The following is a 12,827-nucleotide window of genomic DNA, read 5'->3' on the forward strand; positions in this document are numbered from 1 at the left end:
CAACGTCCCTGGCCTCACAGGCCAAGGAGCTGCGACGAGCGAGGGTGCCGGGCCGTCCCGGCGGCGTAGCTGCACCGGACGATGACCCATGACGACCACCCAGCCGCAGCCGCACCCTGCTCTACCCCTCCCGTCACAACCAGCTCGACAACCACGGCTTGGTGAGTGCTGGTCCGCGTCGAGGAGGCGTGGGCTAAGCCCGGTGCGCGTCGTCGTGCACCAGGCCGGCGATGTGGGCGATGAGCGTGTCGAGGATTTCGGTCCAGGCGGACTCGTCACCGAGCACGAGGTAGTTGAGGGTCAGACCGTCGGTCATGGCAGCCAGATAGCGGGCCAGCACCGGGACGAGCACACGGAGTTGGAGGTTCATGCTCCGGGTCAACTGGTCGATCAGAGCGGCGTACGCGTCGCTGTACAGCTCGTACTGCCGTCGGGCCAGATGCTCGAACCCCGGCTGGCGCAGGGCGTATTGCGTCAGTTCGTAGGTGAGCATGTGCTCGTCGGGGTGGGCGCGGACGTGGCCCCAGTACGCCTGGAATCCGGCCCGGACCGTCTCCTCGAGCGTGGCCCTGGGTCGTAGTGCGTCCTTCACCACTGTCACGGAGTGTTCGGTGAGGGTCATGATGACGGACTCGACCAGGGCATGCTTGGAATCGAAGCAGTAGTGGAAGACGCTCAGGGACACGCTCGCCTCGGCGGCGATGGACCGGGTCGTCGTCTTGGCGACGCCGTCCCGGGCCATCGCCCTGATCGCCGCTTCCGTCAGCTGCCGGCGCCGTTCGGCCAACGGCATCCGTGCCATCCGCGTGTCCTTCGTGCTCGTGCCGCAACTCAGCTGCTGTGGACGCCCACTTCGTAGAGCGAGTATCCCCAACTGGTGCCGCGTTCCAGTCCGTGGATACGGACGTATCGGGCCGGTGCACCGGTGAACCGGGTCGTGTCCAGGCCGCCGTCGCCGGACGTCGTGGACCAGGCGGTCTGCCAGTTCACTCCGTCGGTGGAGAGTTCGATGCGGTACGACTCCCCGTACGCACGCTCCCAGTCGAGCGTGACGCGCCCGACCAGGTGCGTGGAGCCAAGGTCGATGCGCAGCCACTGGTCGTCGCTCCAGTCGCTGGCCCAGCGGGTGTCCCGTGTGCCGTCCACGGCCCGGCCGGGTGCGTAGCTCGTGAACGGGTTCCACTCCGCCGAACTGGCCGTGGCCGCCGCGCCCTTGGCGAGGTTGACTCCGGCCTGGTGCTTCTCGGCCGCGCCCCACGTGTCGAGGTAGGACTCGGCGCCCCGGAAGAGGTCGTTCACCACGTCCTGTCCGCCGACGAGCCGGATGTCCTCGATCCAGTCCGGCACGAGGCCGTAGTGCGCGGCTCCGTCGGTGTTCAGGTCCCAGGTGCGCTCGCCGGTGGTCTGCCTGTCGATGACGGAGCCGCCGTCGACGCTGCGGAAGGGGTACGTGACCTTGTTGACGGCGTCCGCGCCGCGTGGTGCCGGCCAGCCGCCGACGCCGTTCATGTCCGTGCCGTAGCCGTAACCGACGTCGTACTTGTCCCGCAGCGCGTCCGTACGCTTGGCCTCCGCGCTGAACGCCTCGGAGCCGTGCATGTACTGGGCGACGAAGCCGCCGAGGCCGTAGACCCGCTCGGTCCAGTTCAGATCCATCCAGCTGTGCGAGGAAATCACGCCGGGATACGACTCGGCCTCGAAGATGTCGAGCGCGCGGCCGACGGCCTTGACGCTCATATGGTCGATCTCCAGCATCATCTTGCGTTTCATCATGCCGCGCACGGCGTACTCACCGAGGTCGGTGAGACCGCGGGTGTTGCACTGGGCGTCGCTGTCGTACGCGGGGACCTCCACGCCCGTCGGGAGTTTCTCCTCGGCCTCGGACGCGGAGGCTCCGTTGATGGGGTTGTCGTGCTGCGGGCCCGTGCACTTCTCCGTCTTCCAGAAAGTGCCGGTCGACAGGAACTGCCCGACGTTGATGGCCGTTCCGAGCGCACCCTCGTCGAAGCGGACCCCGCACAGGGCGTTGTCGAACTTGTGGCACAGGAACATGCTGCGCACGCCCAGCGCGTACAGCTCGTCCAGCCCTGCGTCGATGTCGGCCTTGCTGCACTGCGCAATGTCCAGGACCTGCTTGCAGCCGAACGGCTCGGAGGTCTCGACGCCCAGGATGACCGCCAGTTTGCCCTGCTTGATGACCTCGCGGGCCTGCGCGCTGTCAGTGACGATCCGGAACCATCCCTTGCCCGTACCGCCGTACATCTTGTCGACGTAGGCCTGCAGGTCGTACGTCAGCTTCGCCTGCAGTCGGATCGACGTCATCTCGTCGCAGCTGCGGTCCTTGAAGAAGTACACCGAGCAGATCACACCGTTGGTGACGAGGTCGTTGACGAGCACCCGCTGGCCGCCGCGCCAGGCCCGTTCCACCCAGGCGTAGTAGTTCTGCTGGTGGGTCAGCGAGTCGTGCGCGGGCCAGTCCTTGAACGTGGGCCAGCCGACCGGGTCGTGTCGGCCGTCACCGCCCTTGGTGATGAAGTCGAAGACCGCGAGCGAACCATCGGGGTAGTGCTCGGGACAGTCCTTGAGCGCGTCGGCGATCCCGGCCTCGGAGAATGTCTTGCCGCAGATGAGTCGCCCGCCGAAGGCCTCGTTGGCAAAGAGGTGGTCGTGGGCGTCGACGAAGCCGCGCACCTCTCCTTCGGCGTTGGTGCCCGTGAACGGCTCACCGGTGACGTTGATCTGGGAGTCCGGGGTGGGGCGTGCGGTCGGGGTCCACCAGTCGTTACCGGCGGCCGAACTCGGCGTGGGGCCGAGGGCCATGGCCAGCACGAGGAGGAGCAGCGACACAAGTGTGACGTCCTTGCGCCTGTGGTACGAGCATCGATCCACGGCCACTACCCACATCCCTCGGTCGGCGGGGATGACGCGGTCAACGAGCTGACCGGCGGGGGTCCGAAGACAGCCCCTCCGAATTGTCATGACCGGTGCAAGTTATGCGACGAGGATCACGGCTGACACATTCCGAGTCAAGAGTCCCGGACGATTGACCTGATGGCCCCGTGACGCCCGTCCCCTCGGCCGGAGCATTTGGCCCGGGTCGGGAAACCTGGACTCCTTGGCCGTCACAGCAGCCGTCCCCTCGCATCAGCGGATCGCCGTCGACGACGGTCAGGTCGGCGAGCCGGTCTTCCTCGACAGCGCCAAGGTCGACGCCGAAGGCGCAGGCGGGCGGGACGGTCACCGTACGCAGGGCCTGTGCCGGGGACAGGCCGCCCCGGTGCGGCGATGGTCGCGGCAAGGAAGGTACGCCGGGCATTCCCCGTAGATCGTCATCAGCGCCGCCCGCCCCCCAACCGAGCCGGAGAGGGCAGACCGGGCGGCGGGCCAGACCCGTCGGCGCGCGCCTCGGTGATGGGAGCCTGACGTGACGCGGCTGTGACCCGGAACTATGGCCTCCATCACAGTCGGGTTTCCCGGATCCTGATGAGCTGGCTCGATGCGCAGAGCCGCCCCCCACTTACTGGTCCTCGCCTCAGCACTCGCCCTCACAGCGTGCGGGCACCAGGCCGACGCGCCCACGTCCCACGCGGGGCCCACCTCGTCGGACGACCCGAGGTTCCTGCCGCTGGACGCGTACGACATGCCCGAAAACGACGGCCGTACGGTTGGCATGGCCCGGTGGACGCTCGCCAAGGAGTGCATGGCCCGCCTCGGGTTCGACAGCCTGAAGAACCTCGCCACCGACCCCGTACCCGCCTGGCCCCAACGCCCCTCCGGCACGGGCGTGCTGACGGCCGTCCTGTACGCCTCGGACGACTTCCGCTACGGCATCCAGGACCCCGAGCAGGCCGCGCGGTACGGCTATGACGCGGCGCAGGCCGAGTATCAGCGCCGCTACCCGGAGAAGAAGTGGTCCCTCCCCCAATACCTCGCGCTCACCGGCGAGTTCGTCGGGGACGATCCGAAAACTGTCCACGGCCACCGCATCCCGGAACGCGGCTGTCTAGGCGAGGCAGATCGCACGATCTACGGGACGAACCGGCAGGACCGGAAGGATCCGGTCCTGGACCTGGAGACCAAGAGCCTCCAACAGGGCATGCGGGACCCCGCCTGGAAGAAGGCGGACAAGGCGTGGTCGGCATGCATGCGGAAAGCGGGCTACCACTACGCCACCCCCAAGGACGCCGCGATCGGCAGCGACCGCAACCGTCAGGAGCTTGAGGAAGAGCTGACCGGGCGGCAGCACGACCCCGCCGTGCCGTCCGACCTCGAGAAGAAGACCGCGACCGCCGACGCCCGCTGCAAGCGACAGACGGGCTACGTCCGCACGGTGCACGCCATCGACGTACGCATCCAGAACCAGCTCATCGCCAAGAACGGAACGAAGCTCGCGGAACAGCGCCGCTGGAACCGCGACGCGGCCCGTAAAGCCCACGATGTCCTCGAGGACCGGTCATGAGGACCGGCCTTCCGTCACCCGCGCTCGTCGGCGTCCTGGACCCGACCATGTGCGGAGCGGAGCGCGACGGCTTGTCGGGCGGTGCGGCGGTGCCGCCGTGTCGACCCGGACGCCACTCGGCGACCCACTGACCTCGAGAGGGTTCGCCGCTCCTGATCCGCTCTTTCAGCCGTCGCCGGCATTGCTGCGGCGTCGTCTGGGGCTCACGCTCTCGGGAGCTCTGGTCCGCGAGCTCAACTCCTGTCGACAACGGCTGCCGGGCAACCGCTTTCAGCCAGCGGCAGACGGGGCAACGAGCCGTTTCGACAGGGACTTGCAGCCACTCTTCACCGCTCCAGCCAGTCTTCTCTCTTGCCCTGACCTCCATCACCGACCTAGCCTGACTTTGTGCCGCTAATAAACAAAGTCCGAACGCACAACGCCGTGCCGGGCAACGACCTCACCCGACTCCGCATCGCCCTCACCGCCTTCTTCGCCCTCGACGGCTTCGTCTTCGCCGGCTGGGTCGTCCGCATCCCCGCCATCAAGGAACAGACCGGCGCCTCGGCCAGCGAACTGGGACTCGCCCTCCTCTGCGTCTCCGCCGGGGCGGTGATCACGATGACGCTCACCGGTCGGCTGTGCCGCCGCTTCGGCAACCACCCGGTGACCGTCGTCTGCGGCGTCCTGCTCTCGCTGAGCGTGGCGCTCCCGCCGCTGACACACTCCGTGCCGGCCCTGGGCGCATTCCTGTTGATCTTTGGAGCGGCATACGGCGGGATCAATGTGGCGTTCAACAGCGCCGCCGTCGATCTGGTGGCCGCGCTTCGGCGGCCGATCATGCCCAGCTTCCACGCCGCGTTCAGCCTCGGCGGCATGATCGGCGCGGGGCTCGGCGGACTGGTCGCGGGATCCCTGTCGCCCGCCCGCCATCTGCTCGGCCTCGCCGTGATCGGCCTGCTGGTGACCGCACTCGCGGGACGCACCCTGCTGCGCCACGAACCCGCAAAGGCACCGGATCGTCCGCACTGCGAGGATGACGCCCCGCGCCGGCTCGACGCCCGCACCCGGGGACTGGTCACCGTCTTCGGTCTGATCGCCCTCTGCACGGCGTACGGCGAGGGCGCCCTGGCCGACTGGGGTGCGCTGCACCTGGAGCAGGACCTGGACGCGCACCCTGGCGTCGCGGCCGCGGGCTACTCGTGCTTCGCCCTGGCCATGACGATCGGCCGGGCCGGCGGGACGACCCTGCTGGAACGGCTCGGGCGGACCCGGACACTGGTGGCGGGCGGCACCCTGGCCACCGCCGGAATGCTGCTCGGCTCGCTCGCCCCCTCGCTGTGGGCGGCCCTGCTGGGCTTCGGCGTCACGGGACTCGGGCTCGCCAACATCTTCCCGGTCGCCGTCGAACGCGCCGGCGCCCTGGCCGGCCCCAGCGGAGTCGCGATCGCGTCCACGCTCGGCTACGGCGGCATGCTCCTCGGCCCGCCCTCGATCGGTTTCATGGCGGACTGGTTCTCCCTGCCCGCGGCCCTCACCAGCGTGGCGGCGCTCGCGGCGGTGGCCGCCCTCATCGGCGCCGCGACCCGCCGCGCGGCCCTGAGCTGACGCTCCACTCCCGCAACGCGCCGCCCCCCACGCCTTACCCTCGACCGCAGTCCATCCGGCACACTCGCCGCATGGAGATTTCGGAGTTCGTGGAAACCCTGGGCCGGGAGGGCCGGTTGCTGGCAGCGGCCGCCGAGGAGGCCGGGTCCGACGCCAAGGTGGCGACGTGCCCCGGCTGGCAGGTACGGGATCTGGTGCGGCACACGGGGATGGTGCACCGGTGGGCCACCGCGTTCGTCGCCGAGGGGTACACCTCGTACCACCCCGACGGCGGCCTGCCGGACCTCGACGGTGACGAGTTGCTGGCCTGGTTCCAGGAGGGCCACGGCCGGCTCGTCGACACGCTCAGCGCCGCTCCGCCCGATGTGGAGTGCTGGAGTTTCCTGCCCGCACCCTCGCCGCTCGCCTTCTGGGCCCGGCGGCAGGCGCACGAGACGACCGTGCACCGAGTCGACGCGGAGTCCGCGCTCGGCGGGGAACCGACCGCGCCGGCCACGGACTTCGCGGTGGACGGGATCGACGAGTTGCTGCTCGGGTTCCACGGTCGCCCGAAGAGCAGGCTGCGGACACAGGAGCCGCGCGTCCTGCGCGTGCGGGCCACGGATTCCCCGGACGCGGTGTGGACCGTACGGCTGTCGGCGGATTCACCGGCCGGCGCACGAGGCGGACCAGGAGAAGCGGACTGCGAACTGGCCGGACCCGCCGCGCGGCTCTACCTGGCGCTGTGGAACAGGCTGCCGTTCCCGAGCGTGACGGGCGACGCCTCGCTGGCCGCGCTGTGGCGGGAGAAGTCCGGCGTCACCTGAAGTTGACCACAGAGGTGAGGGATCGCCCGGAGCCGTCACTCGCAGGCGGAGGCCGGGCCGCCCGCCAGCATTCGCGTCAGCACCGCACGCTGCACCGGCAGCACCTCGCCGTGCAGCTCGCGTCCCTTCGGCGTGAGGCACACACGCACGCCCCGCCGGTCCTCCTCGCACATGCCGCGCGTCACGAGACCGTCCTTCTCCAGGCGGCCGATCAGCCGGGACAGGGCGCTCTGACTCAGGTGGACGCGCTCGGAGATCTCCTGGACGCGGAAGGCGGCGCCGCCACCCGACGCGGTGCCCTCGGCCAGTACGTCCAGCACCTCGAAGTCGCTGGCGCCCAGGCCGTGTCGATGCAGCTCGCGGTCGAGCTCGCACAGGGTGCGCGCATGCACCGCGAGGATGTCGCGCCACTGATCCACGAGCACCTGCTCGGCCTTCTTCGCCGCCATGGGCGCACCGTAGCAAAGAATTTTCTTTGTTGCATCGGAATTAAATGCACTTGCATTGAATGCATGCGCATGTAGTGTCTACGTCATGACCTCTCCGCTCACCACCCCCGCGTCCCAGGGACGCTGGACCCCTCGACTGTGGGGCACCCTGCTGGTGCTCTGCGCCGCGATGTTCCTGGACGCGCTGGACGTGTCGATGGTCGGCGTCGCCCTGCCGTCCATCGGTTCCGAACTCGATCTCTCCACCTCGACGCTCCAATGGATCGTCAGCGGCTACATCCTGGGATACGGCGGACTGCTCCTCCTCGGCGGACGCACCGCCGACCTGCTGGGCCGCCGCCAGGTCTTCCTGGTGGCCCTGGGCGTCTTCGCGCTCGCCTCACTGCTCGGCGGACTCGTCGACTCCGGCCCGCTGCTCATCGCCAGCCGCTTCATCAAGGGCCTGAGCGCGGCATTCACCGCGCCCGCGGGCCTGTCGATCATCACCACGACCTTCGCCGAGGGCCCGCTGCGCAACCGCGCGCTCTCGATCTACACCACCTGCGCGGCCACCGGCTTCTCCATGGGCCTCGTCCTGTCCGGCCTGCTCACCGAGGCCAGCTGGCGTCTGACCATGCTGCTGCCCGCGCCGATCGCGGTCATCGCCCTGCTGGCCGGGCTGAAGCTCATCCCGCGCAGTGAGCGCGAGAAGGACCACCGCGGCTACGACATCCCGGGCGCCATCCTCGGCACCGCCTCGATGCTGCTGCTCGTCTTCACCGTCGTGCAGGCGCCCGAGGTGGGCTGGGGCTCGGCCCGCACGCTGCTCTCCTTCCTCGCCGTCGCCGTACTTCTCGCCGTCTTCGTGACCGTCGAGCGGCGCAGCCCGAGCCCGCTGATCCGGCTCGGGGTGCTGCGCTCCGGCAACCAGATCCGGGCCCAGCTCGGCGCGATGGCGTTCTTCGGCTCGTACGTCGGATTCCAGTTCCTGGTGACGCTGTACATGCAGTCGCTGCTGGGCTGGTCGGCGCTGCACACCGCGCTCGCCTTCCTGCCGGCCGGCGCGCTGGTCGCGCTGTCCTCCACCAAGGTGGGGTCGATCGTCGACCGGTTCGGCACCCCGCGGCTCATCGCGGTGGGCTTCGCCCTGATGGTCGTCGGGTACGCGCTCTTCCTGCGCGTCGACCTCGACCCGGTGTACGCGGCGGTCATTCTGCCGACCATGCTGCTGATCGGCGCGGCCTGCGCGCTGGTCTTCCCCTCGCTCAACATCCAGGCCACCAACGGTGTGGACGACCACGAGCAGGGCATGGTCTCCGGTCTGCTCAACACCTCGGTCCAGGTCGGCGGCGCGATCTTCCTGGCCATCGTGACGGCGGTCGTGACCGCGAACTCCTCCGAGGGTTCGTCGCCGCAGGCCGTGCTCGACAGCTACCGGCCCGGCCTGATCGTGGTGACGGGCATCGCCCTCGCGGGTCTGCTCATCACGCTGCCCGGGCTGCGGACGCGGCGTCCACAGGAGAGCATCCTGATCGCCCGGTCCGCGCAGGAAGTGACGCAAGAGGCGCGGGTGGCGGTCCGCGACTGATCCGCCTCTCCAACTCGGTGCGTCCGGCGGGCAGTTCCTTGCCCGCCGGACGCGCTGCCGTGACACTCGACGCATGGGGAAGCGCACGCAGGCCGAGCGCGACGCGATGACCGTCGAGATCGGCTACGCGCTGTTCGCCGCCACGGTGCCGGCGGGCGCGTCGTACTTCGCCGTGACCGAAGTGGCGCCCGAGTTCGTCGGATCACTGAGCGAGCGGCAGACCCGGCTCAACGCGGTCGCCCTCCCGCTCACCGTGGTCGTCTTCGTCGTGGTCGTCGTGACGGTGCTGGTGCGCTTCCGGCGCGCCCGTCAGCCCAGCCAGCCCGGCCGCACCAGCCCCGACTCATAGGCCAGCACGACCAGTTGGGCCCGGTCGCGGGCGCCCAGTTTGACCATCGTGCGGCTGACGTGGGTCTTCGCCGTGAGCGGGCTGACCACCAGACGGCGGGCGATCTCGTCGTTGGACAGACCGATACCGACCAGGGCCATCACCTCCCGTTCCCGCTCGGTGAGTTCGGCGAGGGAGGCGGCGGCCGCGGGCTCCTTGGAACGGGCCGCGAACTCGGAGATCAGCCGGCGGGTCACCCCCGGCGAGAGCAGGGCGTCACCCTCGACCACCGCCCTTACCGCGCGCAGGAGTTCCTCCGGCTCGGTGTCCTTGACCAGGAAACCGGAGGCTCCGGAGCGGATTGCCTCGAAGACGTACTCGTCCAGCTCGAAGGTGGTGAGCATGACCACCTTGACGTCCTTCAGGTCCGCGTCGTCGGTGACGCGACGGGTCGCGGCGAGGCCGTCGAGCAGGGGCATGCGGATGTCCATCAGGACGACGTCGGGGCGCAGTTCGCGCACCTTGCGCACCGCCTCCTCGCCGTCCGCCGCCTCACCGGCCACCTCGATGTCCGGCTGCGCGTCGAGCAGCGCCTTGAAGCCTGCCCGGACCAGCGACTGGTCGTCGGCGAGCAGTACGCGGATCACCGGTCCTCCTTGACGTTCAGCGGCACTACGGCCAGCACACGGAAGCCTCCGTCGTCGCGCGGGCCCGCCTCGATCGTGCCACCCAGGGCCACGGCCCGCTCCCGCATTCCGGCGAGCCCGTTGCCGCTGCCGCCCGCGTCCGCGCCGGTCGCGGGCCCGTCGTCGTCGATACGCAGCCGCAGCGCACCCTCCGCGTGATCGAGCCGCACGCGCGCGTGCCGCGATCCCGAGTGCCGTACGACATTGGTGAGCGCCTCCTGGACGATGCGGAACGCGGCGAGGTCGGTGCCGGGCGGAAGCTTCGGTGCCTCGCCCTCGATCTCGACCGTCAGGCCCGCGCCCGCCGCCTGTTCGACGAGTTCGGGGAGCCGGTCGAGTCCGGGCGCCGGCGTGCGAGGCGCGTCCCCCGGCGCACGCAACGTGTCGAGCACCTGCCGGACCTCACCGAGCGCCTCCTTGCTCGCCGCCTTGATGGTGGTGAGCGCCGTGCGCGCCTGTTCCGGATCGGAGTCGAGGAGCGCGAGGCCGACGCCCGCCTGAACGTTGATCACCGAGATGCTGTGCGCCAGGACGTCGTGCAGCTCTCGGGCGATCCGCAGCCGCTCCTCGTCGGCGCGCCTCCTGGCAGCCTGCGCGCGCTCCGCGCGATCGCGGGCCCACTGCTCACGGCGTACCCGGACCAGTTCCGAAACCGCCACCATCGCCACGATCCAGGTGGCGATGGCGATCTCCTGCCCCCATGATTCAGGCCGGTCCCCCGACGGCGGCAGCCAGCGGTAGAGCCAGTGCGCCACCAGCACATGCCCGGCCCAGAGCATGCCGACGGCCGTCCAGGCGGCTCTGCGGTGTCCGGCGACGACAGCGCTGAAGCAGCCCAGGGCAACGGTCAAGAAGATCGGCCCGTACGGATATCCGGCGCCCAGATAGACCAGGGTGACCGCGGCCGTGCCGAAGGCGACGAGCACCGGCTGCCGCTGCCTCCACAGGAGCATGCCGCAGCCCACGAGCAGCAGCGCCCGCGCGAAGAAGTCCAGGGAAACCCGGTCGCCCTCCTGAGCGTGGGCCGCGAAATTGGAGCCGCCGAGCACGAAGGCGGTCAGCAGCAGCGTGGAACGCCACGGCCAGTGGGCGCGGCGCTCCTCGTCGTCCCAGCGGCTCCACCCGGGCGGCCCGTGCCGCCACCTCTGGGGTGGACCACCCCATGACGGGGACCTGGGAGTGCGCTGCTCTTCCATGACGGTCACGCTAGACGGCAGGGACCGCCCGCGGCGTCCGCCGGGCGAGGTGATCACACGTACTCCCCGGGGAGTACCGCATCGGTGATCCCCCGGCGTCTGCTCGGAAGGTCGCCGGGCGAAGGGCGACCGCGGCCTCGACGATGAGCGCGGAACCTTCGCCCGCCTCCTGACCCGTTTCGTACAGGACTACGACACTCTCCGCAGCCCGGACCACGACGGCCGCGAAGGCCCGCAGCGCTGAACCCGCCGAACGCGCCGACCCCTCCGACATGCGCCGCCCGCACCGCGACCGGTGTGCGACCGGTGCGCGGCCGGTGCGCGGCCCGGTCACTTGCTACCGGAGCCCTTGCCCGCAGCGCCGGTGGGTTGAGGGAACACCAGGCCGACCCCGTGCGCGAGTTGGTCCACCGCATGCCGGAAGAACGTCTCGCGGTCCTCCACGACCCGGTTGAACTGCCCGAACAGCTCGAAGCCGATCAGCCCGTAGAGCTGTGCCCAGGCGGCCACGAGCGCCACGGCCACCTCGGGCGGGAGGTCGGGCGCAAGATCGGCGGCCATCCGCTGCGCCTCGGCCTTCAGTTCGGCGGGCAGCGGCGGGCGGGCCACGCCCTTGCCCCGATACGCGTCGCGGACGATGCCGATCAGCAGCAGGCCCACCCGGGACGCGGCCGGGATGGTCGTCTCCGGCGCGGTGTATCCGGGCACGGGCGAACCGTAGATGAGCGCGTACTCGTGCGGATGCTCCAGCGCCCAGCGGCGGGCCGCCACGCACACGGCGATCCAGCGCTCCCGCGGGCCGGCGTCGGCGACTTCGGCGTGCGCCGACTCCGCGGTCTCGCCGAGGGAGTCGTACGCGTCGATGATGAGTGCGGTCAACAGGTCGTCGCGGCTGGGGAAGTAGCGGTACAGCGCGGAGGAGACCATGCCGAGCTCGCGGGCCACGGCCCGCAGCGAGAGCTTGGAGGCGCCCTCCGCAGCGAGCTGTCTGCGCGCCTCGTCCTTGATGGCCGCCGTGACCTCGATCCTGGCTCGGGCCCGTGCCCCTCGTGCGGTACTCATGCGGGGCAGTGTCCCACGTTTTCGGAGCAGTGCACACAAACGAGAGCGGCGCTCTGAAACCGGAGCGGTGCGCTCTGGCCCGAGCGGTGCACCAAATCAAGAGCGCCGCACAAAATCGAGAGCACTGCTCTTGCTTTGGATCACCGATCTCATGCAGACTGCTCTCAAGCGAGAGCAGTGCTCACAAAAGGAAGCAGCGCTCTCCATAGCTGGGGGTCACCATGCCGTCGTCATCGCCGTACTACCTCAAGGGCAGCCCGCTCAACGTCCGCCTGAACAGCGTCATCGGCTGGCTCGCCCGGCACGGGATCAGCCTCATGGGCTCGGCCGAGATGTCGGTGCGTGGCCGCAAGAGCGGGCAGATGCAGCGCATCCCCGTCAACCCGCACACGTACGACGGCACGCAGTACCTGGTGTCCGCCCGCGGCCACTCGCAATGGGTGCGCAACATGCGGGTCGCGGGCGGCGGCGAGCTGCGCGTCGGGCGGAAGGTCCGCGAGTTCGCCGCGGTGGAGCTTCCCGACGAGGAGAAGCTCCCGATCCTGCGCAGCTACCTGGAGAAGTGGGGCTGGGAGGTCAACCAGTACTTCCAGGGCGTCACGGCCAAGTCCACCGACGAGGAGCTGACCGCCGCCGCCACCGACCACCCGGTCTTCCGGATCACGGTCAAGAGCTGACTGCCGCCGC

13 protein-coding genes are annotated in these 12,827 nt (G+C 69.9%); 6 read left to right on the plus strand and 7 right to left on the minus strand.

The window, feature by feature from the left end:
- Nucleotides 1-193 precede the first annotated feature (193 nt).
- Genes ACZ4WS_RS16460 through ACZ4WS_RS16470 form a run of 3 tightly spaced genes read right to left on the minus strand, consistent with a single transcriptional unit; the run spans nt 194 to nt 3,316 of the window.
- Nucleotides 194-802 carry a TetR/AcrR family transcriptional regulator gene (locus tag ACZ4WS_RS16460; RefSeq protein ID WP_467980943.1) on the minus strand — a complete coding sequence of 203 codons (609 nt, stop codon included), beginning with the start codon at nt 800-802 and terminating at the stop codon, nt 194-196.
- A 29-nt stretch (nt 803-831) separates the two neighbouring features.
- A complete protein-coding gene (locus tag ACZ4WS_RS16465) occupies nt 832-2,904 on the minus strand; it encodes a galactose-binding domain-containing protein (RefSeq protein ID WP_467980945.1) in 2,073 nt (690 codons plus the stop codon).
- Between the two features lie 25 nt (nt 2,905-2,929).
- On the minus strand, nt 2,930-3,316 hold the full coding sequence (locus tag ACZ4WS_RS16470; protein WP_467980947.1) for an amidohydrolase family protein: 387 nt from the start codon (nt 3,314-3,316) through the stop codon (nt 2,930-2,932).
- A 180-nt stretch (nt 3,317-3,496) separates the two neighbouring features.
- Here ACZ4WS_RS16470 and ACZ4WS_RS16475 point away from each other — a divergent pair, with 180 nt between their 5' ends.
- The 3 genes from ACZ4WS_RS16475 (at nt 3,497) to ACZ4WS_RS16485 (ending at nt 6,852) form a co-directional block, all read left to right on the plus strand.
- Complete coding sequence (locus tag ACZ4WS_RS16475; RefSeq protein ID WP_467980949.1) at nt 3,497-4,459, plus strand: hypothetical protein; 963 nt, start codon at nt 3,497-3,499, stop codon at nt 4,457-4,459.
- A 423-nt stretch (nt 4,460-4,882) separates the two neighbouring features.
- Nucleotides 4,883-6,046 (plus strand): MFS transporter, encoded by a 1,164-nt coding sequence (locus ACZ4WS_RS16480; protein WP_467980951.1) that lies wholly within the window; start codon nt 4,883-4,885, stop codon nt 6,044-6,046.
- A 71-nt stretch (nt 6,047-6,117) separates the two neighbouring features.
- Nucleotides 6,118-6,852 (plus strand): maleylpyruvate isomerase family mycothiol-dependent enzyme, encoded by a 735-nt coding sequence (locus ACZ4WS_RS16485; RefSeq protein WP_467980953.1) that lies wholly within the window; start codon nt 6,118-6,120, stop codon nt 6,850-6,852.
- Nucleotides 6,853-6,887: 35 nt separating this feature from the next.
- On the opposite strand, the gene ACZ4WS_RS16490 is transcribed toward ACZ4WS_RS16485, so the two are convergent.
- A complete protein-coding gene (locus ACZ4WS_RS16490; protein ID WP_467980955.1) occupies nt 6,888-7,301 on the minus strand; it encodes a MarR family winged helix-turn-helix transcriptional regulator in 414 nt (137 codons plus the stop codon).
- An 85-nt stretch (nt 7,302-7,386) separates the two neighbouring features.
- On the opposite strand from ACZ4WS_RS16490, the gene ACZ4WS_RS16495 reads away from it, so the two are divergent.
- Complete coding sequence (locus tag ACZ4WS_RS16495; protein ID WP_467980956.1) at nt 7,387-8,868, plus strand: MFS transporter; 1,482 nt, start codon at nt 7,387-7,389, stop codon at nt 8,866-8,868.
- Nucleotides 8,869-8,941: 73 nt separating this feature from the next.
- Nucleotides 8,942-9,217: a DUF6332 family protein gene (locus ACZ4WS_RS16500; protein ID WP_467980958.1), complete on the plus strand. Its 276-nt coding sequence runs from the start codon at nt 8,942-8,944 to the stop codon at nt 9,215-9,217.
- Here ACZ4WS_RS16500 and ACZ4WS_RS16505 read toward each other — a convergent pair.
- The 3 genes from ACZ4WS_RS16505 to ACZ4WS_RS16515 form a co-directional block, all read right to left on the minus strand.
- Nucleotides 9,178-9,843 carry a response regulator gene (locus ACZ4WS_RS16505; RefSeq protein ID WP_369244635.1) on the minus strand — a complete coding sequence of 222 codons (666 nt, stop codon included), beginning with the start codon at nt 9,841-9,843 and terminating at the stop codon, nt 9,178-9,180. The two genes, ACZ4WS_RS16500 and ACZ4WS_RS16505, sit on opposite strands and share 40 nt — an antisense overlap.
- On the minus strand, nt 9,840-11,078 hold the full coding sequence (locus ACZ4WS_RS16510; RefSeq protein ID WP_467980960.1) for a sensor histidine kinase: 1,239 nt from the start codon (nt 11,076-11,078) through the stop codon (nt 9,840-9,842). The genes ACZ4WS_RS16505 and ACZ4WS_RS16510 overlap by 4 nt, the downstream gene beginning before the upstream one ends.
- Before the next feature lie 330 nt (nt 11,079-11,408).
- Nucleotides 11,409-12,140, minus strand: coding sequence for a TetR/AcrR family transcriptional regulator (locus ACZ4WS_RS16515; RefSeq protein WP_467980962.1), 732 nt, complete (start codon nt 12,138-12,140; stop codon nt 11,409-11,411).
- Between the two features lie 221 nt (nt 12,141-12,361).
- Between ACZ4WS_RS16515 and ACZ4WS_RS16520 the strand changes: the two genes are divergently transcribed.
- Nucleotides 12,362-12,817 (plus strand): nitroreductase/quinone reductase family protein, encoded by a 456-nt coding sequence (locus ACZ4WS_RS16520; protein ID WP_467980964.1) that lies wholly within the window; start codon nt 12,362-12,364, stop codon nt 12,815-12,817.
- Nucleotides 12,818-12,827 lie beyond the last annotated feature (10 nt).

The sequence above is a fragment of the Streptomyces sp. NPDC029292 genome (assembly GCF_055569295.1).